The organism is Agromyces chromiiresistens, assembly GCF_029167465.1.
GTDB lineage: Bacteria > Actinomycetota > Actinomycetes > Actinomycetales > Microbacteriaceae > Agromyces > Agromyces chromiiresistens.
Map to the genome: position 1 here is coordinate 345916 of NZ_JARFNL010000004.1, position 21629 is coordinate 367544.

The 21629-nt window shown below is 70.3% G+C and carries 19 protein-coding genes, 1 tRNA gene and 1 pseudogene; 14 read left to right on the forward strand and 7 right to left on the reverse strand.

The window, feature by feature from the left end; translation table 11 throughout:
- Window positions 1-20 precede the first annotated feature (20 nt).
- The 4 genes from PX701_RS09020 (at window position 21) to PX701_RS09035 (ending at window position 4377) form a co-directional block, all read left to right on the forward strand.
- Window positions 21-887 (forward strand): AraC family transcriptional regulator, encoded by an 867-nt coding sequence (locus PX701_RS09020; RefSeq protein WP_275506095.1) that lies wholly within the window; start codon window positions 21-23, stop codon window positions 885-887.
- Between the two features lie 100 nt (window positions 888-987).
- Complete coding sequence (locus tag PX701_RS09025) at window positions 988-2109, forward strand: DUF998 domain-containing protein (RefSeq protein ID WP_231428921.1); 1122 nt, start codon at window positions 988-990, stop codon at window positions 2107-2109.
- Window positions 2110-2281: 172 nt separating this feature from the next.
- Window positions 2282-3814 carry a nucleobase:cation symporter-2 family protein gene (locus PX701_RS09030; RefSeq protein ID WP_275506775.1) on the forward strand — a complete coding sequence of 511 codons (1533 nt, stop codon included), beginning with the start codon at window positions 2282-2284 and terminating at the stop codon, window positions 3812-3814.
- Window positions 3815-3948: 134 nt separating this feature from the next.
- Window positions 3949-4377: a hypothetical protein gene (locus PX701_RS09035; RefSeq protein WP_231428920.1), complete on the forward strand. Its 429-nt coding sequence runs from the start codon at window positions 3949-3951 to the stop codon at window positions 4375-4377.
- 133 nt (window positions 4378-4510) lie between these two features.
- Here PX701_RS09035 and ku read toward each other — a convergent pair whose 3' ends face one another.
- The gene (gene ku, locus PX701_RS09040; protein ID WP_275506096.1) at window positions 4511-5428 is read right to left on the reverse strand and encodes a non-homologous end joining protein Ku; all 918 of its coding nucleotides are present in this window, start codon (window positions 5426-5428) and stop codon (window positions 4511-4513) included.
- Window positions 5429-5561: 133 nt separating this feature from the next.
- On the opposite strand from ku, the gene PX701_RS09045 reads away from it, so the two are divergent.
- Window positions 5562-8051, forward strand: a complete 2490-nt coding sequence (locus PX701_RS09045) for an ATP-dependent DNA ligase (RefSeq protein WP_275506097.1) — start codon at window positions 5562-5564, stop codon at window positions 8049-8051.
- 123 nt (window positions 8052-8174) lie between these two features.
- Here PX701_RS09045 and PX701_RS09050 read toward each other — a convergent pair whose 3' ends face one another.
- The 3 genes from PX701_RS09050 to PX701_RS09060 are packed head-to-tail and all read right to left on the reverse strand — an operon-like array spanning window position 8175 to window position 10353.
- Window positions 8175-9155, reverse strand: a complete 981-nt coding sequence (locus PX701_RS09050) for a DNA topoisomerase IB (RefSeq protein ID WP_231428917.1) — start codon at window positions 9153-9155, stop codon at window positions 8175-8177.
- Between the two features lie 24 nt (window positions 9156-9179).
- Window positions 9180-9446 carry a DUF7218 family protein gene (locus PX701_RS09055; RefSeq protein ID WP_231428916.1) on the reverse strand — a complete coding sequence of 89 codons (267 nt, stop codon included), beginning with the start codon at window positions 9444-9446 and terminating at the stop codon, window positions 9180-9182.
- A gap of 25 nt (window positions 9447-9471) precedes the next feature.
- The gene (locus PX701_RS09060; RefSeq protein ID WP_231428915.1) at window positions 9472-10353 is read right to left on the reverse strand and encodes an SDR family oxidoreductase; all 882 of its coding nucleotides are present in this window, start codon (window positions 10351-10353) and stop codon (window positions 9472-9474) included.
- 150 nt (window positions 10354-10503) lie between these two features.
- Between PX701_RS09060 and PX701_RS09065 the strand changes: the two are divergent.
- Window positions 10504-10809, forward strand: a pseudogene (locus tag PX701_RS09065) (DUF7882 family protein); the annotation flags it as partial.
- Window positions 10810-10987: 178 nt separating this feature from the next.
- Here the strand turns inward: PX701_RS09065 and PX701_RS09070 are convergent.
- Window positions 10988-11539, reverse strand: a complete 552-nt coding sequence (locus PX701_RS09070; protein ID WP_308191602.1) for an SRPBCC family protein — start codon at window positions 11537-11539, stop codon at window positions 10988-10990.
- Between the two features lie 182 nt (window positions 11540-11721).
- Between PX701_RS09070 and PX701_RS09075 the strand changes: the two genes are divergently transcribed.
- Window positions 11722-11934: a hypothetical protein gene (locus PX701_RS09075; protein ID WP_231428914.1), complete on the forward strand. Its 213-nt coding sequence runs from the start codon at window positions 11722-11724 to the stop codon at window positions 11932-11934.
- Between the two features lie 15 nt (window positions 11935-11949).
- Here the strand turns inward: PX701_RS09075 and PX701_RS09080 are convergent, their stop codons facing one another.
- Both PX701_RS09080 and PX701_RS09085 read right to left on the reverse strand, forming a co-directional pair.
- Window positions 11950-12273, reverse strand: a complete 324-nt coding sequence (locus PX701_RS09080; protein WP_231428913.1) for a DUF7882 family protein — start codon at window positions 12271-12273, stop codon at window positions 11950-11952.
- A gap of 41 nt (window positions 12274-12314) precedes the next feature.
- Window positions 12315-13028: a DUF6766 family protein gene (locus PX701_RS09085; protein WP_231428912.1), complete on the reverse strand. Its 714-nt coding sequence runs from the start codon at window positions 13026-13028 to the stop codon at window positions 12315-12317.
- A gap of 122 nt (window positions 13029-13150) precedes the next feature.
- Here PX701_RS09085 and PX701_RS09090 point away from each other — a divergent pair, with 122 nt between their 5' ends.
- The 7 genes from PX701_RS09090 (at window position 13151) to PX701_RS09120 (ending at window position 21604) form a co-directional block, all read left to right on the forward strand.
- Complete coding sequence (locus PX701_RS09090; RefSeq protein ID WP_231428911.1) at window positions 13151-14170, forward strand: LacI family DNA-binding transcriptional regulator; 1020 nt, start codon at window positions 13151-13153, stop codon at window positions 14168-14170.
- Between the two features lie 247 nt (window positions 14171-14417).
- The gene (locus PX701_RS09095; RefSeq protein WP_231432198.1) at window positions 14418-16091 is read left to right on the forward strand and encodes a glycoside hydrolase family 13 protein; all 1674 of its coding nucleotides are present in this window, start codon (window positions 14418-14420) and stop codon (window positions 16089-16091) included.
- Window positions 16092-16162: 71 nt separating this feature from the next.
- Window positions 16163-17524 (forward strand): ABC transporter substrate-binding protein, encoded by a 1362-nt coding sequence (locus PX701_RS09100; RefSeq protein ID WP_275506098.1) that lies wholly within the window; start codon window positions 16163-16165, stop codon window positions 17522-17524.
- 5 nt (window positions 17525-17529) lie between these two features.
- Window positions 17530-18507, forward strand: a complete 978-nt coding sequence (locus PX701_RS09105; protein ID WP_275506776.1) for a carbohydrate ABC transporter permease — start codon at window positions 17530-17532, stop codon at window positions 18505-18507.
- A gap of 68 nt (window positions 18508-18575) precedes the next feature.
- Window positions 18576-19487, forward strand: a complete 912-nt coding sequence (locus tag PX701_RS09110) for a carbohydrate ABC transporter permease (RefSeq protein ID WP_275506777.1) — start codon at window positions 18576-18578, stop codon at window positions 19485-19487.
- 395 nt (window positions 19488-19882) lie between these two features.
- Window positions 19883-19955: transfer RNA gene (locus PX701_RS09115), tRNA-Arg, on the forward strand.
- A gap of 206 nt (window positions 19956-20161) precedes the next feature.
- On the forward strand, window positions 20162-21604 hold the full coding sequence (locus PX701_RS09120) for an APC family permease (RefSeq protein WP_275506099.1): 1443 nt from the start codon (window positions 20162-20164) through the stop codon (window positions 21602-21604).
- Window positions 21605-21629 lie beyond the last annotated feature (25 nt).

Sequence of the window (21629 nt, forward strand, 5' to 3'; positions counted from 1 at the left end):
TGGAGCGTGAAGGGAGAACCGTGATCGCTCTGCTCAACCGGCTCGTCGACACCGTCGAGGCGCACCTGTCCGACGAGCTCGACATCGCGGCGCTGGCCCGGAGTCTCGGCACGACCGAGTTCCACCTGCGCCGGATGTTCTCGTCGCTGGCGGGACTGCCGTTGTCGGACTACGTCCGGCGCCGGCGCATGACGGTCGCCGCGACCGACGTCCTCCACGGCGACCGGCTGCTCGACATCGCGGTCCGCTACGGGTACGGCTCGACCGAGGCCTTCGGCCGGGCGTTCCGCGCCGTGCACGGCGCCTCGCCCGCAGAGGTCCGGCGTCACGGCGGCCCCCTTCGCGCACAACCGAAACTCAGGTTCCGCCTGACCATCGAAGGGAACGACACCATGGACACCCGCATCGCCGATCGCCCCGGCTTCCGCCTCGTCGGCCACGCCGCTCGCGTGCCGCTCATCCACGAGGGGGTGAATCCGCACATCCAGGCGCACATCGCCTCGTTGCCCATGGCCGAGCACGCCCGGCTCAAGGCGATCGGCGAGACCGAGCCGTCGGGCCTCCTCCAGGTGAGTGCCGAGGTCGACGCCGACTATCGCGAGGGCAGCGAACTGACCTACCTGCACGGCGTGGCCGTCGAGGCGGCGACGCCGGTGCCCGAGGGGCTCGACGTGATCGACGTCGCACCGGGCGCCTGGGCGGTGTTCCGCACGTCGGGCCCGTACCCGGCGGCACTCCAGAAGACCTGGGCGGCGACGGCATCGGAGTGGTTCCCCTCGAACCCGTGGCGACTGCGACCCGGCCCGTCGATCGTCGCCGTCGTCGACCGCGCCGAAGACTTCAGCACGGCGACCACCGAGCTCTGGATGCCGATCGAGCGGGAGTAGCCCGGACCGACGGATTCCCGCGCGGCATCAGCGGCAGCGCCGCGCTCGCGGTCGAGAATCGAAGCGTCACCGCCCGAGCACCGTTCGCGAAGGAGGCGCCGTGATCCCGCACTCGCATCCGGCGCGTCGCGACGCGATCGCGGGCAGTCCGGCGGCGCGGGTCGAGGCCCGGGCAGAACGCTGGGGCCTCGCCGCCCTCGTCGGCGGCCTGCTCATCACCGTCGTCGTCATGGCGGGCTCGCGGTGGTCGCTCGCGGGCGGCGGTCCGTCGCTCGGCAACCTCGCCGGGTGGATCGCATCGGCGTGCGCCGGGCTCGCCTTCGCGGCATCCTTCATCATCGAGTCGTGGCGCGGACACGCGCTGTGGCGACGCAGGCTGCCGATGGTGAAGCGCTTGATCGACCTCCTCGCGATGTCGCTCGCGATGGCGATGCTCGCCTATCTCGTGGTGCTCGCGGTCGCGAACCTGTTCCAGCTCGGGTTCCGAGGCCTCACGGTCGACGCGCTCGGCGGGGGAGCGCTCGCGGGCGCCGCGGCGGCGGCCGCGACGTATGCGGCGGCCCTGTCGGGCGCGCGCGTCACGACCGACGGCCTCGCGACGCTCGCGACGCTCGTGCTGTTCATCGGCACGATGGCGAGCATGCTCAGCTCGCCCGACGAGTCGTGGTGGCAGCTGCACTTCTCGCAGCTCGGCAACGTCGACGACAGCTCGGCGTATCGGTTCAACCTCGCGCTCATCCTGACCGGGCTCGTGATGACCGTGCTCGCGAACTACGTCGGGCACGACCTCGAGCTCGGGCTCGTCGCACGCGGCGTCGCGCCGGCCGGGCGCGTGCGCACGCTCGCCTGGTTGTTCGCCGGCATCGGCATCTGCCTGATCGTCGCCGGCGTCGTGCCCGATGCCGTGAGCGTGCCCCTGCACGTCGGCGCCGCGTCGGGCATGGTCGTCATCTTCGTGGTGTTCGTGCTGTGCGCGGTGCGGCTGCTGCCGGGGCTGCCCGCCGAGGTCGCCGGGTTCTCGCTGTTCGTCGTGATCGGCATTCTCGTGGCGGTCGTCCTGTGGGTGCCGATCGGCTACTTCAATCTGACGGGCACCGAGTTCATCGTCGCCGGCCTGCTCTTCGCGTGGCTCCTCGTCTTCGTGCGCGCCATCGGCGCGTATTCGCACGGCGAGCCGCCCGCCGAACCCGGAAGCTCGGCGGCGGCAGCGGTCCCCCGCTGAGCCGTTCGTCGTGCAGGGGGTTGACAGATGATCTGACGCGGCGTTCAATGTCTTCACTCAGTGGAAAACGACTTCCGTATTGTGGAAACACGGCGGAGGCCACGGACGAAGGACAAGCAGTGAGGCTTGAAGCATTCTCCTTGGGCTCGGGGGCGCGGTGCGTCGCATGAGCATGAAGATCACGAAGCGGGCGGCCCGGTTGCCGGGTGCCGGCACCGCGGACGCACCACGCCCCGAGGACGAGCGGCTGCCGCTCGCCACCTCATTCGCCTTCGGGCTCCAGCACGTGCTGACGATGTACGGCGGCATCATCGCCCCGCCGCTCATCGTGGGCTCGGCGGCCGGACTCTCGGCGAGCGACATCGGGCTCCTCGTGGCCGCCTGCCTCTTCGTGGGCGGCGTCGCGACCCTGCTCCAGACCATCGGCATCCCGTTCTTCGGGGCTCAGCTGCCGCTCGTGCAGGGCGTCTCGTTCGCGAGCGTCGCCACCATGGTCGCGATCGTCAACGGCAGCGGCATCCAGGCGGTCTTCGGCGCGGTGCTCGTCGCCGCGGCCATCGGTTTCCTGATCACGCCGATCTTCTCGAAGATCATCCGGTTCTTCCCGCCCGTCGTGACGGGCACCGTGATCACGATGATCGGCCTCTCGCTGCTGCCCGTCGCCGCCAACTGGGCGATGGGCGGCAACCGCGAAGCCGAGGACTACGGCAGCATGGCGAACGTCGGGCTCGCCGCGCTGACCCTCCTCGTCGTGCTGCTGCTCTCGAAGCTCGGCAACGCCGCGGTCTCGCGCCTCTCGGTGCTGCTCGCGATCGTCGTCGGCACCCTCGCCGCGATCCCGCTCGGCATGGCCGACTTCTCGAACGTCGGCACCGGCCCGGTCTTCGCGTTCCCGACGGTGTTCGCCTTCGGGCCGCCCGTCTTCGACCTCGCCGCGATCGTGTCGATGCTCATCGTCGTGCTCGTGATCCTCACCGAGACCACCGCCGACATCCTCGCGGTGGGCGAGATCGTGGGCACCAAGGTCGATGCGAAGCGCATCGGCAACGGACTGCGCGCCGACATGCTCTCGAGCATGATCTCGCCGCTGTTCAACTCGTTCCCGCAGAGCGCGTTCGCGCAGAACGTCGGCCTCGTCGCGATCACCGGCATCAAGAGCCGCTTCGTGGTGAGCGCGGGCGGCGCGATCCTGATCGTGCTGGGCCTGCTGCCGATCCTCGGGCGCGTCGTGGCCGCAGTCCCGCCCGCGGTGCTCGGCGGCGCCGGCATCGTGCTCTTCGGCACCGTCGCGGCGAGCGGCATCCGCACGCTGTCGAAGGTCGACTACCGCGGCAACATGAACCTCATCATCGTGGCGACGTCGATCGGCATCGGCATGCTGCCCATCGCGGCGCCGGCGTTCTACGACGCCTTCCCGAGCTGGTTCTCGACGATCTTCCACTCGGGCATCTCGTCGGCCGCGGTCTCGGCCATCCTCCTGAACATCCTCTTCAACCACATCAAGGCGGGCAACTCGAAGGACTCCTCGGTATTCGTCGCATCGCCGCCGCGCATGGTGCGCGAGGAGGAGCTCACCGCCTTCGAAGACGGCGACTACTACATGGGAGGCAAGCTCATCGCGGCCGACGGCCGCGAGGTGAAGATCATTCCGACGGGTAGCATCCCGGCGATCCTCGACGACGACGATCCGCCGGGGCGCGCCTGACGGGGGTGCAAGACCGCGCCGTCGCCCGGTGCCGGCGGGGTGGCGCCGGGCGATGGCGCTGCCATGTCGGTGGCACCTCACTAGACTTCTGACGTCACATTCGATTTGGGGGACATGCCACCATGCAGAAAATCATGAAGACCACCGCGATCCTGTTCGCCGGTGCACTCCTGTTCACCGGTTGCGCCTCGAACGGCGGCAACGACGGCGGCAGCACCGCTGCCGCCGACGAGTGCGAGACCGTTCGCGTCGCCGTGCGCGACATCTCGAACGGCGCGCAGAACGCCGTCATCACGGGCACCGAGCAGGCGGCCGTGCTCGAGAAGCTCGACGGCTACGAACAGCGTCTCGACGACCTCGCCACCGAGTACGCCGACGACGAAGACATCTCCGCAGCGATCGCAACCCTCCAGGAGAAGGTCACCGCGGCAGAGGACTACGCGAAGACGCTCCCGACGGCGCCCGACGAGAACTTCGAGGCCGACGCCGACGCGCAGGCCGCCGTCACCGGCGACATCCAGGCTGCGTCCATCACGGTCACCCAGGCGTGCGAGGGCGAGTAACGCCTCCGCTGCACTCCTGCGAACGCGCGGCACCCGTCCATCGGGTGCCGCGCGCTTTCGTCTGCCGACATGGTGCCGATGCCGCGTGCGGGGCGGTGCCGTGCCGTGCCGTGCCGTGCGGTGCGTCCGGTGATCAGGCCGACTTCGTCTTCTTGGGCTTGTCGGCCGCCGACTTCGCCTTCGAGGACGATTTCGGCTTCGCCGAGGCATCCGCCTTCGACGTGCTCTTGCCGCCCGACTTCGCGCCGCCCTTGCCGCTCGCGCCGCCCCGCTTGTCGGCGATCGACCGACGCAGTGCCTCCATCAGGTCGATGACCTCGCCGCCTTCGCCCTCCTCGGGCTCCTCGCCGAAGGTCGCGGCGGTGTCGAGCGCCTCGCCCTGCTCGAGCTTCGCCTCGATGAGGGTGCGCAGCTCCTTCTGGTACTCGTCGACGTACTGCTCGGGCTCGAAGTCGGAGACGAGGCTCTCGACGAGCTGCTTCGAGAGGTCGAGCTCCTTGGTCGAGATCTTCACGGGCTCGTCGAGGGAGGCGAACTCGGCCGCGCGCACCTCGTCGCTCCAGAGCAGGGTCTGCACGACGAGCACGTCGCCCCGAACTCGCAGGGCGGCGAGGCGCGTCTTCTGGCGCAGCGCCATCTGCACGATCGCGGTGCGGTCGGTCGACTCGAGCGTCTCGCGCAGCAGCACGTAGGCCTTGTTCGACGCCGAGTCGGGCTCGAGGTAGTAGCTCTTGTCGAGCATGAGCGGGTCGATCTGCTCGCTCGGCACGAACTCGACGACCTCGATCTCGCGGCTGCGCTCGGCGGGCAGCGACTTCAGGTCGTCGTCGGTGATGACGACGGTGCGCTCGCCGTCGTCGTAAGCCTTGTCGATGTTCTGGTAGGCGACGACCTTGCCGCACACCTCGCACTTGCGCTGGTACCTGATGCGCCCGCCGTCCTCATCGTGCACCTGGTGCAGGGACACGTCGTGGTCTTCGGTCGCGCTGTACAACTTGACGGGCACATTGACGAGGCCGAATGTGACCGCCCCCTTCCAGACGGCTCGCATACCCACCAGTACACACCCGAGGGATGCCTGGGCGATACCCCCGCGCTCGGCCCGCCCGCCCGCCGCTGACGTCGTGCCGTGTCGCGCGGCCGGGGGAGATGACGCTCGCGCCACGACCCGGCAGGATGGGGGCATGGCCGAAGGGGAGCGGCAACTCGTCGAGGTCGACGGCCGGAGGCTCAGGCTGACGAACCTTGACAAGGTCATGTATCCCGAGACGGGCATGACCAAGGGCGAGGTGATCTCGTACTACGCCGAGATCGCCCCGTTCATGCTGCCCCACGTCGCGGGTCGTCCGGTCACCCGCAAGCGCTGGGTGCACGGCGTCGGCACCGAGGACGACCCCGAGACGCCCTTCTTCGAGAAGAACCTCGCCGGGCACGCCCCCGAGTGGATCAGGCGGGGGGTCATCCAGCACTCCGACGGGCCGAAGACGTACCCGATCGCGGGCGACCGCGCCACGCTCGTGTGGCTCGCCCAGCAGGCCGCCCTCGAGCTGCACGTGCCGCAGTGGCGCTTCGCGGCGGACGGTTCGGCGGCCGACCCCGACCGCATGGTGTTCGACCTCGACCCGGGCCCCGGCACGGGGCTCGCCGAGTGCGCCGAGGTCGCCCGCCACGTGCGCGAGCTCATCGGCGGCATGGGGCTCGACGCGATGCCGGTGACGAGCGGCAGCAAGGGCATCCACCTCTACGCGGCCCTCGACGGCGGGCAGACCTCCGAGCAGGTGTCGGCCGTCGCGCACGAGCTCGCCCGCGCGCTCGAGGCCGACCACCCCGAGCTCGTGGTCTCGAGCATGCGCAAGTCGCTGCGCACGGGGCGCGTGCTCATCGACTGGAGCCAGAACAACGGCAAGAAGACGACGATCGCACCGTATTCGCTGCGCGGTCGGCATCGGCCGACCGTCGCGGTGCCGCGCACGTGGGAGGAGCTCGACGACCCGGGACTGCGGCACCTCGAGGCCCACGAGGTGCTCGAGCGGGTCGCCGAGCAGGGCGACCCCATGTCGCACCTGGGGGATGACTCGGGGCCCGACCCGCTCGCGACGTACCGTTCGATGCGCCGGGCGGGGCGAACGCCCGAGCCCATGCCCGCGTCCGGTGCTCGGCCACGGGGCGAGGGTGCGCGGTTCGTCATCCAGGAGCATCACGCGAGGCGGCTGCACTTCGACCTCCGACTCGAACGCGACGGCGTGCTGAAGAGCTGGGCCGTGCCGAAGGGGGTGCCCGAGAGCTCGGGCACGAACCACCTCGCCGTGCAGACCGAGGACCACCCGATCGAGTACCTGACGTTCCAGGGCTCGATCCCGAAGGGGGAGTACGGCGCAGGCTCGATGACGGTCTGGGACACAGGGGTCTACGACGTCGAGAAATGGCGCGACGACGAGGTGATCTTCACCCTCGAGGGGACCACAGGAGGCCCGCTCGGGCGGGTGCGGCTGGCGCTCATCCGCACCGACGGCCGCGGCGAGAAGAGCTCGTGGCTGCTGCACCGCATGAAGGAGCAGGGCGGCCCGGTCGGTCGAGCAGCGACGGAGGGGCGTATCGAGGCCACCGGTTCCGAGGTCGGATCACCTGGCTTCGATACGCGCCCTCCTTCGTCGGGCGCTGCGCAACCGGCGGGTCGTGCTCCTTCGTCGCTCGCCGCTCGACCACCGGCGGGCCGGGTCGCGGAGAAGCCCATGCTCGCGACCGCGGGCACGCTCGGCATGCTGCGCGGCGGCGATTGGGTGCTCGAGTGGAAATGGGACGGCATCCGAGCCCTTGCCCGGGTCGAACACGGTGAAGTGCGCCTGCACAGCCGCAACGGCGTCGACGTGACCGCCCGATATCCCGAACTGCACCGACTGCCCGAGATCGTCGACGGCGACGCCCTGCTCGACGGCGAGATCGTCGCGCTCGACGAGGCCGGTCGTCCGTCGTTCGGCGTGCTCCAGCAGCGGATGGGACTCACCAAGGCTCGCGAGATCGCCGCCGCCGCGGCATCCGTGCCGGTGCGACTGCTGGTGTTCGACGTGCTCGAAGCGGGAGGCGAGGCGCTCGTCGACGAACCGTACCTCGAGCGCCGGGCGCGGCTCGAGGCGCTCGTGCACCCGCGCCGCGGAATCCCCATCGAGGTGCCGGCTCCCGCCGAGGGTTCGCCCGAGGAGGCGCTCGAGGAGAGCCGGCTGCTCGGGCTCGAGGGGATCATGGCGAAGCGGGCCGACTCGCCTTATCGCCCGGGCGTGCGCACCGACGACTGGCTGAAGCTCAAGCTCACCCGCACGCAGGAGGTCGTGATCGGCGGGTATCGGCGCGGCGTGGGCACGCGTCAGGGGCGCATCCGGTCGTTGCTCGTCGGAATCCCGGGCGACGACGGCCTCGAGTACGCGGGGCGCGTGGGCTCGGGGTTCCGCGAGCGCGAGCTCGACCGGCTGCTCGAGCGGCTCGACGGGCTGGCGCAGCCGCGCTCGCCGTTCATCGAGGTGCCCGCCGCCGACGTCGGCGACGCGGTGTGGGTGCGCCCCGAGCTCGTGGGCGAGATCGAGTTCGGCGAGTGGACGGGCACGGGCGTCGCCCGCCACCCGCGCTGGCGGGGCCTGCGCCCCGACAAGTCGCCCGCCGACGTGCGCCGCGAGGCCTGAGCCCGCGCCCACTCGTCACACACGGGATCGAGTCGCCGAAAACTGCGCTTCCGCGGCCGGTGAAGGACACCTTCTGGCGACTCGCGCCGGTCGCGGGCGGCGACCTCGCGGCGCGCGCCGAGCTCACCCGGCGAACGCGGAGCCGTCGAGCAGGTCGAGCAGGCGGCGCTCGCGATCACGACCGGATGCCACGACGGCGCCCCGTTCGTACGCCTCGACGATGCGCGGGTCGACGTAGCTCGCACGCGCGATGGCCGGCGTGTTGCCGAGCGCCCGCGAGGCCTCCTCGATCGCGTCGCGCACCGAGGCGGCCCGTGCCCGTGCGCTCGTCGCGGGCCCGAGCGCGGCGAGGTGCTCGGCGGCGACGAGCGTGCCGCGCAGCGTGCGGAAGTCCTTCGCCGTGAACTCGCCGCCGGTGCGAGCGCGGATGTCGTCGTTCACGTCGGAGGGTGAGGCGGCGCGCATCGTGCGGCCGTCCGCCCACGCGTACAGCCGCGCCGCCGCCGAGCGCTCTCCGGCCTCGCCGACGAACCGGGCCAGCCCGGCGTCGGCGACCCGGAGCTCCTGTGCGATGCCGCCCTTCGCGCGGAACCGGAAGCGCACGGTCTCGGCCGTCTCGAGGGCGGCGTTGCGCACGAGGAGCGTCGTGAGGCCGCGATTGCGGAAGCCCGCGAGCGACTCCTCGGAGCCGATCCGGATCCCGCCCAGGTCGAGCGTCGTGAACGCGGCCGCGAGCACGCGGGCACGAGGCATCCCCTCGGTCGCGAGGTCGCCGCGCGCACTGCGGCGTGCCGTCGGCAGCACGCGCGCGAGCTCGGCCATGCGCTGGAACTTCTCGGCGTCCTGCCGCTCGCGCCACGCCGGGTGGTAGAGGTACTGGCGGCGGCCCGCGGCGTCGACGCCGACGGCGAGGATGTGCGCGTTCGCGGCGTCGGCGATCCACACCTCGTTCCATGCCGGCGGAACGGCGAGGTCGGCGATCCGCGCACGCTCCGCGCGTCCGGCGGCACCGCCGTCGGTGTGGACGTAGCTGAAGCCGCGCCCCCGTCTCACCCTGGTGTACCCGGGTGAGACGTAGGGCTCGACCCGCTTGAGGCGCGGCATCCCCGGCGCACCAGGCCGGCGCGCTCAGTGGTTGCGCAGGGCCGAGATGAGCTCGGACTTGCGCTTGTCGCTGTAGCCGTGCAGGCCGAGTTCCTTCGCGCGGCGCTTCAGCTCGTCGACCGTCCACTCCTCGTAGTCGCCGTGCTGGCCGCCCTTGCGGCCGACCGCGCTGCGCCCCTGCTTGGCCGCCGCGTTCGAGATGCGCGCGGCCTTCTCCTTCGAGGCGCCGTCCTCGCGGAGTTCCTCGTAGAGCTCGGGATCCTTGAGCGATGAGTTCCTGCGTCCGGGCATCGTCCTCTCCTTCCTCCCCGCCTGCTCAGAGCGGGCGTCCGCCGGTGACCGGCACGATCGCGCCCGAGGTGTACGACGCCTCGTCGGAGGCGAGGTACACGTAGGCGCCGGCGAGCTCGGCCGGCTGGCCGGCCCGGCCGATGGGCGTGTTCTTGCCGAAGCCGGGAAGCTTGTCGGGCCATCCCGTCGCGGGGATGAGCGGGGTCCAGACCGGTCCCGGCGCCACGGCGTTGACCCGGATGCCTCGTGGACCGAGTTCTTCCGCGAGGGCGTAGGTGAACGCCACGAGCGCCGCCTTCGTCATCGCGTAGTCGACGATCGCGGGCGACGGGTCGGAGGCCTGGATCGAGGCGGTCGTGATGATGCTCGAGCCCGGATCCATCCGCGGCACCGCGGCGCGCGCGAGGTAGACGGGGGCGAACAGGTTCACGCGCATCACGTCTTCGAAGTCGTCGCTCGGCACCCCCTCGATGCCGCCGCGATCGCGCTGGTGCGCGGCGTTGAGCACGAGCAGGTCGATCCCTCCGAACGCCTGCTCGACCTGTTCGATGAGCTTCACGCAGTACGCCTCGTCGCGGAGATCGCCGGGCAGCAGCAGTGGGTCGCTGCCGGCGTCCGAGATCCAGACGCCCGTCTCGTCGGCGTCGGCCTGCTCCTCGGGCAGGTAGGCGATCGCGACCCTCGCACCCTCGCGGGCGAAGGCGATGGCGACGGCGCGCCCGATGCCCGAGTCGCCGCCCGTGATGAGGGCGCGGCGGCCCTCGAGCCGGCCGCTCCCGCGGTAGCTCTGCTCGCCGTGGTCGGGCAGCGGGGCCATCGCCCCGGTGAGGCCGGGCGGTTCCTGCTCCTGCCGCGGGAACCGGTCGGTCGTGTGCTTCGTCGTCGGGTCGATGAGCTGGTCAGACATCTCGCCTCCTTCGATCCACGCAACCGTAGGCAGAGCGACGGGTGCGACGGCAGGGGATTGACATGCGGGGCTTCGCACGTGTGGGATGTGCGCAGGCCGCTCGTCCCGACTCCGGGCCCCCAGTGCGGCGGAGAGGAATACGGTGATCCTGTGGGCACTCTCTACTACGGCGACTCGGGTACCCCGATCGGCATCGAAGACCGCGCGCTCGCGCATCTGAAGGTCGCGATCATCACGAAGCTGCGCCGCGGTGAGAGCTTCACGCTCTCATGGCGGCATGCCGACGAGCAGCCGCGGGGTCGCAGCACGCTGTGGCTGCACGCGTCGATCCCGCTGCGATTCGTGTTCGACGAGCCCGAGCCGCCTGAACTGAGTCGCAAGTGGATCGAGGACCTCATGCGATCGGCGAACACCACGGGTGGCATCCTGCTGATTCCCGAGCATCTCGACACCGACCCGATCGAGACCATCGCGGAGCAACCGGTGCAGGTCGGCGTCGACGTGCAGGAGATCGCGGGCGGCGACGGCGGCGACGAGGCGGGTTCCGCGCGCAAGGACGCACCCGTCGCTCCGGTTCCGGGGTCGTGACCGGCCGCCGGTCGGAGCAACGCGCGCCGTCGCCCGGCTGACGCGCTCAGGTGACGATGTCGGGATCGGCGCCGCTGACGCCGTCGTCACCGGTTCGCCGGGGCGACCGGCCGGGTACGTATCCGCCGTCGCTCGTCGCCTCGCCCCCGTGGACCTCGCCGCGCCACGCGCCGGTCTCGCTTCCGCGTCGCTCGACGAACTCCTTGAAGCGGCGGAGGTCGTTCTTGACCTGCAGGTCGTCGATCTGCAGCACGGCGCCGGCATGCTCGACGAAGCCCTCCGGCTCCCACTCGAGCTCGAGGTCGACGCGCGTGCGATCCGCCCCCTCGGGCGTGAACTCGACGCGCCCGCGGTGCACCACCTCGCCTGAGCTCCGCCACGCGACGTGGTCGTCGGGCACCTGGTCGCCGATCTCGGCGTCGAACTCGCGGCGCACCCCGCCGATCGAGACCACCCAGTGGGTGAGCTCGTCGTCGAGCTGGGTGATCGACTCGACGCCGGTCATGAACTCGGGAAAGGACTCGAACTGCGTCCACTGGTCGTAGGCGACCCGGATGGGAACCTCCACCTCGGTCGTCGCCGTCACGGTCGTCGTCATGGTCGTTCCTCCGTTCCACTGCGTTCGCCGGGCGCCGATGGGAGCCCGGCAGGCATCGCGTGCCTCGTCGAGCACGTTAGGCGGGGCCCCGCCGAGCGGCGAGGGGCTTGCCGCTCGGCGTCGGTGCTGGTAGACGGGAACCAGGGCACGCATCCGGTGCGGGTCCGCGGAGGTGATGGCGTATGGAAGGCCATGACGAGGGCCTGCCGGCGATCGAACGCTGGTGGCCGCATCTCTCCATCAGGGCGCGGCATCGCGTGCTCGACGACCTCACCGGCCCGCTCGACGAACTGGTCGTCGCGGAGATCGTGGCCATCACCGGGGCGTCCGCGCCCGACCGCCTCACCGAGGCGGAGCAGCGGTTCGTGCTGACGCAGATCGAGGCGGTCGACTGAGCCTCGGCCGGCCGCTCACTCGCCGTCGAACTCTTCGTTCTCCTCGGGCTCGGGAACGTTCTGGAGACCCGCGGTGCTGTTCGCCGAGAGGAGCATCTGCTCGACCCAGAGCCGGTTGAGCTTCGGGGGCCGGTTGCCGCTGAACACGAACTGCAGCGGGATCGACTCGTTCAGCCAGAGCGTCGTGCGCCCGCTGCCGTTGGCGATGCCGTGCTCCCAGGTCATCGCGAAGCTCTCGGAGCGGCGCAGCTTGTTGATGATCGCGATGCGCAGGTGGGCGAGGGTGCGGTCGTCGATGTCGAGCTCGCGGTTCGACGAGTTGTAGATGAGCTTGCCCATGCTCGAACTCTAGTCCCGCGGCAGGGTGCGAGGGGAGGGGCTCAGGCGCCGGTCTCGTGGTGCGGAGTCGCGACCGGCTTCGACTCGGGCGAGCCGCGCTGACGCAGCAGCACCGACGCCCCGACGATCGCGGCGACGGCGAGGAACTCGCTCTGCCAGTTCTGCATCGACTCGAACCAGAACTGGGCGGTGCCGAGGTACTCCCAGGCCGTCACGCCGGGCAGGCCGTGCAGCGCCTGCTCCTCGGAGTACGCCTCGGCACCGCCGACGGCGTGCAGCACGAACGACAGCCCGAAGAGCACGAAGAAGAAGATCGCCAACGAGTTCTCGTACAGCACGAGCACGAACCCGCCACGGCGCACGGGCCACGGGGTGTCCGGCCCGACGGTCGCGTCGCGGGGGTCCTCGTCCTGCGGGGTCTTCTTGCCGAGCGGCTTCGACTCGCTCGACCCCTTCTGGAACAGGAAGACCGTGAGCACGACGTAGGCGCCCATCTGCAGGAACTCCGACTCCCAGTTCTCGAAGGTCGCCTCGACGAACTGCCCGGAGCCCAGGTACTCGAAGAGGCCGACCGCGCTCGCGCCGTGATCGAGCCGCTCCTCGTTGGCGACCTGGAACCCGCTGGCGGCCATGCCCGCCATGCAGAGGACGAAGACGGCGAGGCACACGATGATCAGGGCGTGCTCGTGCAGCCAGCGCACCGCTCGCCGCTCGCCGGGTTTCGCGGCGGGCGCCTCGGTCGCGTCCTTCGTCATGCCGACCCCCTCGGCTCGATGCTGCCGTCGTGCCGGGCGCGCGGGCAAGGGGTTGACGAGGCATCCCCTCGCGCCTCGAGATCTTGTCGAGTTCTTGCAAGCGTTCGCGTAGCATTGCCGCCATGTCGAGAAGGCTCGCGGACGTCGCACGCAAGGTCGGAGTCAGCGAGGCGACCGTGAGCCGCGTGCTCAACGGCAAGCCGGGTGTCTCGCCGTCGACGCGCGACGCGGTGCTCACGGCGCTCGACGTGCTCGGCTACGAACGCCCGACGAAGCTGCGCGGCGAGCGGGCCCGCCTCGTCGGGCTCGTCATGCCCGAACTGCAGAACCCGATCTTCCCCGCGCTCGCCGAGGTGATCGGCGGCGGGCTCGCGCAGAACGGCTTCACCCCGGTGCTCTGCATCCAGACGGCGGGCGGCATCTCCGAGTCCGACTACGTCGAGCTGCTGCTGCACCAGCAGGTGTCGGGCGTCATCTTCGCGGGCGGCGCGTACGCCCAGGCCGACGTGAACCACGACCACTACGAGCGGTTGCGCGAGCTCAAGCTGCCGACGGTGCTCGTGAACGCGCCGATCGACGGCATCGGCTTCGCGACCGTGTCGTGCGACGACGCCGTCTCGACCGAGCAGGCGCTCGGCCACCTCGCACAGCTCGGCCACGAGCGGATCGGGCTGCTGCTCGGGCCGAGCGACCATGTGCCGTCGCGGCGCAAGCTCGCGGCCGCGCTCGCGACGGCCGAGCGGCTCGGCGTCGACCTGCCCGATGATCGCATCGTGCACTCGTTCTACTCGCTCGAGTCGGGGCAGACCGCGGCCGCGAAGCTGCTCGCGGCAGGGGTCACCGGCATCGTCTGCGCGAGCGACCCGATGGCGCTCGGTGCGGTGCGGGCCGCCCGGCGGGCCGGGCTGCGCGTGCCCGAGGACGTGTCGGTGATCGGCTTCGACGACTCGGCGCTCATGAACTGCACCGAGCCGCCGCTCACGACGGTGCGCCAGCCGATCGAGTCGATGGGCAAGATGATCATCGAGCTGCTCATGCGGCAGATGTCGAGCGAGCGCACGATCGGCGACGAGGTCTTCTTCGCGCCCGAGCTCGTGGTGCGCGGGTCGACGGCGCCGGCGCCGGCGCGGTCGGTCGGGTAGCGCGAACCGCGTATCGAGACCACCGCTCCGCGCGCCGCTGGTCTCGATACGGCGCCGCGCGCCCACTCGACCGACCTGTTCGTGCAAACGACTGCCGCAAGTCGACGCAAGCTGTCGCAAATCTGTGCTCGATTGTTGAATAGTTGCATCATTCTGTTGCTCTCATTACGTTGAGGCGCATCGACGCCGGCGTCTCCCACGGTCCGGCGCGAAGCCCGCCCGACTCGAGGAGAACGACCGCGTGACCATGCCACTCACCGCCGCCGGAACCGTGCCGCCCGCCCTCGCGCACGATCCGCTCTGGTGGCGCAGTGCCGTCATCTACCAGGTGTACGTGCGCAGCTTCGCCGACTCCGACGGCGACGGCACGGGCGACCTGCGCGGCGTGCTGAGCCGGCTCGACTACCTCGCCGACCTCGGCGTCGACGCCCTGTGGTTCAACCCCTGGTACCCGTCGCCCCTCGCCGACGGCGGCTACGACGTGGCCGACTACCGCGACATCCACCCCGCCTTCGGCACGCTCGCCGACGCCGAGCGCCTCATCACCGCGGCCGCCGAGCGCGGCATCCGCACGATCATCGACATCGTCCCGAACCACGTGAGCTCGAGGCATCCCTGGTTCGAAGCCGCCCTCGCGGCCGGTCCCGGCAGCCCCGAGCGCGAGCGCTTCTGGTTCCACCCGGGCAAGGGCCCGAACGGCGACGAGATGCCGACCCGCTGGGTCTCGAACTTCCAGGGCGACACATGGACCCGCACGGTGAACCCCGACGGCACGCCGGGGGAGTGGTACCTGCACCTCTTCACCCCCGAGCAGCCCGACCTCAACTGGAACCACCCCGACGTGCGCGCCGAGCACGAGGAGATCCTGCGGTTCTGGTTCGACCGCGGCGTCGCCGGCGTGCGCATCGACTCGGCCGGCCTGCTCATCAAGGACCCGGAGCTCCGCGAGGTCCCCGAGACGGTCGCGCCGGGGCAGCACCCAACCGAGGATCGCGACGAGGTGCACGAGGTCTACCGCTCGTGGCGGCGCATCGCCGACTCGTACGACGGCACGCGCGTGCTGGTCGGCGAGGTCTGGGTGCCGGACGCCGCCCGCTTCGCGGCCTACCTGCGTCCCGACGAGATGCACACGGCGTTCAACTTCGACTTCATGTCGCGGCCGTGGGCGGCGGGTGAGCTCCGCGCCTCGATCGACCTCATGCTCGCCGCGCACGCGCCCGTCGGCGCCCCGAGCACCTGGGTGCTGTCGAACCACGACGTGACCCGGCCGGTCACCCGGTACGGCCGCGACGACTCGTCGTTCGCCTTCGCGAAGAAGCGCTTCGGCACCCCCACCGACGTCGAGCTCGGCACGCGCCGGGCCCGGGCCGCGGCCCTGCTCACGGCGGCGCTGCCCGGCTCGCTCTACCTCTACCAGGGCGACGAGCTCGGACTGCCCGAGGTCGAGCTGCCGCGCGACGTGCTCGAAGACCCGATGCACTACCGCTCGGGCGGCGTCGACCCCGGACGCGACGGATGCCGCGTGCCGCTGCCCTGGCGGGGCACGACGGCGCCGTTCGGGTTCGGCCCCGACGGGGCCGCACCGTGGCTGCCGCAGCCCGACGAGTGGGCGTCGCTCACCGTGCAGGCCCAGCAGGCCGACCCGTCGTCGATGCTCTGGCTCTACCGCCAGGCGCTGGCGCTCCGCAAGCGGGAGGCCGCCCTCGGCGACGGGCCCATGACGTGGATCGACGCGGGCGCCGACGTGCTCTGCTTCCGCCGAGGCGACGACCTCGTCTCGATCACGAACCTCGGGCGGGCGGCCGTCGCGCTGCCCGACCACGAGAGCATCCTGCTCGCGAGCTCGCCGCTCGAGGCGGGCCTGCTCCCCGCCGATGCGACGGCCTGGCTGCGCGTCGCGCCGGCGCCGAGGCATCCCTGAACCGCACCATCGCACCACCCCGGAACCGCACCATCCGCACCACCCAGCACAGCACCGAAAGGAACAGGACAATGAAGTCATCACGCAGCATCGCGATCGCGGGGCTCACCGCCCTCGTGGTCGCCGGCTCGCTCGCCGCCTGCAGCGCCGATGCGGGCGGCGACGACGGCAAGCTCGAACTGCGCGTCGCCACCTTCCCGCCCGGCGCCGACCAGGCCGCCTACGACGCCTTCGCCGAGCAGGAGAAGCAGTTCGAGAAGGCGAACCCCGACATCGACGTCGTCGGCCTCGAGTACGAATGGACGGCGCCGACCTTCGCCGCCCAGCTGGCGGGCGGCAGCCTGCCCGATGTGTTCACCGTGCCCTTCACCGACACGAAGACGCTGCTCGAGAACGGCCAGTTGATGGACGTGACCGACGAGCTGCAGGAGCTCGGGTACTCCGACAAGTTCAACCCGATCATCCTCGACGAGGTCACCGGCGGCGACGACCGGATCTACGGCTTCCCGCGGCAGGCGTACGCCAACGGCCTGCACTACAACCGCGACCTGTTCGAGCAGGCCGGGCTCGACCCCGACAACCCGCCGACCACGTGGGACGAGGTGCGCGCAGCCGCGAAGACCATCGCCGAGAAGACCGGCAAGGCCGGGTACGCGACGATGGCGGCCGGCAACACCGGCGGCTGGCAGCTCTCGGTGCAGGCCGACTCGCGCGGCGCGTCGCTGCAGCAGGCCAACGACGACGGCAGCTACACGTCGACCATCGACAACGACGCGACGAAGGCGACGCTCGAGTACCTGCACGACCTCCGCTGGGAGGATGACTCGATGGGGTCGACCTTCGACCTCGACTGGGGCAGCATCAACCAGGAGTTCGCCGCCGGCAACCTCGGCATGTACACCTCGGGCTCCGACGTCTACACGGCGCTCGTGCGCGACTTCGGCATGAGCCCCGACATCTACGGCCTCACCGTGATCCCGACGGAGAACGGCGGCGGCGTGCTCGGCGGCGGCGACATCGCGGTCATGCCGCCGACGCTCGACGACGACACGAAGGCCGCGGCGGTCAAGTGGATCGACTGGTACTACATGCAGAAGCTCCTGAACGAGGACGCGGCCGTCGCCGACGCGAAGGCGCTGTCGGAGTCGGACCAGGCGGTCGGCACCCCGGTGCTGCCCGTGCTCGACAAGGAGACCTACCTCGAGTCGCAGGAGTGGATCGCCCCCTACGTCAACGTTCCGCTCGACCAGATGACGGGCTTCACCGAGGGCATCTTCGAGCAGACGCCGGTGGGTGAGTTCAAGGGGCAGACGCAGCCGATCTACGCCCTCATGGACAACCTCGTGCAGGCCGTGCTGACCGATGAGAACGCCGACATCGACGCGCTGCTGAAGCAGGTCGACGTCGACGCGCAGGCCCTGCTCGACCAGTGACCACGATGATCGAACGGGATGCCGCGGCGGAGGCCCTGCCGCGGCATCCCGGGCCCTCGAAGCCGAGTGCGGCGGCGCGCCGCCGTCGCCGCACTCCGGTCACCTGGGTGCGCGGCGGCGGGCTGTGGAACCTCGCGTTCCTCGCGCCCATGCTCGTCGTGTTCGGGGTCTTCAGCTGGGGCCCGATCGCGCAGGCGGTCGTCATGAGCTTCCAGAAGACGAACCTGATCACGCCGCCCGTGTGGGTCGGGCTCGACAACTTCGCACGTGTGCTGAGCGACCCGAACCTCGGCACCGCGGTGCTCAACACGCTGTACTTCGCCGGTCTCGCGCTCGTGTTCGGGTTCCCGCTGCCGATCCTCATGGCGGTGCTGATGAGCGAGGTCCGCCGCGGCAAGGGCCTGTACAGCGCACTGGCCTACCTGCCCGTCGTCGTGCCGCCCGTCGTCGCGGTGCTGCTCTGGAAGGTGTTCTACAACGCGAGCCCCGACGGGGTCTTCAACACCGTGCTCGGCTGGGTCGGGATCCCGCCTCAGCCGTGGCTGCAGTCGTCGGTGACGGCGATGCCGTCGCTCGTCATCGAGGCGACGTGGGCCGCCGCCGGCGGGTCGATCATCATCTACCTCGCGGCGCTCATCGCGGTGCCGCCCGAGCTCTACGACGCCGCCGAGGTCGACGGCGCCGGCATCTGGCGCAAGATCTGGCACGTCACGCTGCCGCAGCTGCGCGGCATCCTCTTCATCATGCTGATCCTGCAGGTCATCGGCACCGCGCAGGTCTTCCTCGAGCCGTACCTGTTCACGGGCGGCGGACCGAACAACTCGACCCTCACCGTGCTGCTGCTGATCTACCGCTACGCCTTCCAGAACAGCCTCGGCGGCGACTACGGGGAGGCGACCGCGCTGAGCCTCATGCTCGCGGTCTTCCTGGGCCTGCTGAGCTGGCTCTACTTCAAGCTGACCGACCGTTGGAGCACGAATTGACCACCGCGCAGGGCACGGCCCCCGCCACGACGGCGGATTCCATCACGCTGCGCGCACGCCTGTCGCGGATGACGCGGCGCGGCCGGGGCGCCAAGGAGGACGGGGGCGACCGGGGCATCGTCTCCGAGCACGAACGGGGGCGCGGCGGCGTCCGCGCGTCGATGGGCGCGATCCACGTGTTCCTCTTCGCCGGGCTCGTCGTCGCCGGGCTCGGCCCGCTCCTGTGGCTCGCCAAGGCGGCCGTCACGCCCACGCAGGACACGCTCACCCAGCCGTTCGCCCTCTGGCCGAACGGCATCGACTGGGCGAACCTCGAGCAGGCGTGGATCGACATCCACATCGATCAGTACTTCCTCAACACGATCTGGGTGGCGGCCGGATCGTGGTTCTTCCAGCTGCTGATCGCGACGACGGCCGGCTACGCGCTGTCGATCCTGCGGCCGAAGTACGCGCCGGTGCTGAACGCGCTCGTGCTCGCGACGCTGTTCATCCCCGCGGTCGTGCTGCTCGTGCCGCTGTACCTGACGATCCTGCACCCGCCGCTCATCGACACGTCGCTGCTCAACACGTACTGGGCGGTGTGGCTGCCGGCCGCGGCGAACGCGTTCAACATCCTGCTCGTGAAGCGGTTCTTCGACGGGCTGCCGCGCGAGGTGTTCGAGGCGGCCCGCACCGACGGCGCGGGGCCCTTCCGGGTGTTCTGGTCGATCGTGCTGCCGATGTCGAAGCCCATCCTCGGCGTCGTCTCGGTGTTCGCGGTGATCGCCGCCTGGAAGGACTTCCTCTGGCCGCTGCTCGTGCTGCCCGATCCCGCGGTGCAGCCCCTGTCGGTGCGCCTGCCGGCGGTGCAGTCGCAGACCGAGCTCGACGTGTTCCTCGCGGCGCTCGCGATCTCGACGCTCATCCCCGTCGCGCTGTTCCTCGTGTTCCAGCGGCTGTTCCTCCGCGGCGCCGGTCTCGGCGGCGCCGTCAAGGGCTAGGGGGATGGCCGTGCCCGTGCTCGTGCTCGTGCCCGTGGCCGTGCCCGTGCCCGTGGCCGTGCCCGTGCCCGTGCCGGCTCGGACGCCGGGCGATTCGGGTGCCTCGGTGCCCTCGCCGCGGCATCCGAATCGTCTCGAGGCCCGAATGTAGGAACTTCTGCCGAAGCGGCGGCGTGTCGCCGCCTCGGCGCGGGGTGTCGCACGATTCTTCCTACCGTCGCGACCGTCGCGACCGTCGCGACCGTCGCGACCGTCGCGACCGTCGCGCGCGAATCGGTCGAGGCGGCGGTGGGATGCCTCGGGGCCCGCGCGACCCTCGATTGGCGAACCGACGCGGCTTGGGTTAGAGTTACGTGGTTGCCTGATCGCGAAGCCTGCGGCAGGCGGCATCTGATGCGCCCGTAGCTCAATGGATAGAGCATCTGACTACGGATCAGAAGGTTGGGGGTTCGAGTCCCTCCGGGCGCACGGAAGAAGGCGGTTCGCAGCTTGCGAGCCGCCTTCACTGTTTTCCGGGAGTGCCCGTGACGTGCTCCGCTGAGAACGCTCACCCGTGGGGGTGATGGACACAGTGGAGGGTTCGTCGCGCTTCGCTGGACACAATGTCGGGGCTCGGCGGTTCGCGATCGGGTAGCGTCACCCTGCTCGACAACGAAGACCCGAGAGGATCGATGATGACCCGAACCGCCACGATGGCGAACCCGACGCTGAAGCGCTCGCTCGGCCTATGGGCGATCGTCGGCCTCGGCCTGGGCTACATGACGCCGATGACCGTCTTCGACACGTTCGGCTACGTCTCGGAGGCGAGCGGTGGTGTCGTGCCGCTCGCGTACCTCGTCGCGCTCGTCGTGATGATCTTCACCGCGATCAGCTACGGGCGAATGACCCGGGTCTATCCGTCGGCCGGGTCGGCGTACACGTACGCCTCGGAGACGATCCACCCCAACGTCGGCTGGATCGTCGGCTGGACGGCCCTGCTCGACTATCTCCTGCTGCCGCTCGTCAACGCGCTGCTCGTGCGCCAGTACCTCGAGTCGTTCTTCCCCGAGGTGCCGGGCTGGATCTGGGTCGTCGGCTACGTCGCGGTGATCACCCTGCTGAACCTCTGGAGCATCAGCTCGACGTCGCGGGTCAACGCGACGCTGCTCATCTTCCAGATCGTGCTCATCGGCGTGTTCATCGTGCTCGCCTGGAACGCCCTGAACCAGGGCGCGGGCAACGGCACGCCGTTCAGCCTCGAGCCGTTCTGGCACGCGAACGTGCAGATCATGGCGGTCGTGAGCGCGGCGACGATCGTGTGCTTCTCATTCATCGGCTTCGACGCGATCACGATGTACACGGAGGAGGCGAAGGACGCGCACACCGTGCCGAAGGCGATCGTGCTCGCCCTCGTGCTCGGCGGGCTCATCTTCTTCACCGCCGCCTGGTTCACCCAGTCGCTCTTCCCGACCGACGCGGGCTTCGAGGGCACGGCCCTGCCCGAGATCGCGAACTCGGTCGGCGGCATCATCTTCCAGATCTTCTTCGTGTCGGCCGCGGTGGCCGCAGCGGTCGCGTCGAGCCTCGCCTCGCACGCGAGCGTCTCGCGCATGATCTACGTCATGGGTCGCAACGGCACCGGGCCGATCTCGCACTTCTTCTCGTTCGTGCACCCGAAGTTCCGCACGCCGGCCGTCGCCGTGATCTTCGTCGGCATCGTCTCGCTCGGCGCCGCCGTCGCCGACCTCGACTTCATCTTCACGCTCATCAACTTCGGCGCGCTCATCGCGTTCACGATCGTGAACCTCACGGTGATCCTGCACTTCGCCGTGCGCAACAAGCAGGTCAAGGGGTTCGCGCAGGTCTTCCGCAACATCGTGCTGCCGCTCATCGGCATCGCCCTCACCGTGCTGCTCTGGCTCAACCTCAGCGGCGACGCGATGCTCTACGGGATGCTCTGGCTGGCGGTCGGCTTCATCGTGCTGGCCTCGATCACCCGCTTCTTCAGCCGCAACCTGCGCATGTCGTTCGAGGAGGACGCGGTCATCGCCGAGGGCGACGAGGGCGAGGCGGCGCTCAACGAGGCCGACCGCGAGGTGCTCCACGAGCACGAGCAGGGCGGCGAACCGCGCCCCTGACGCGGCACGCCGCCGGGGTGTCCGC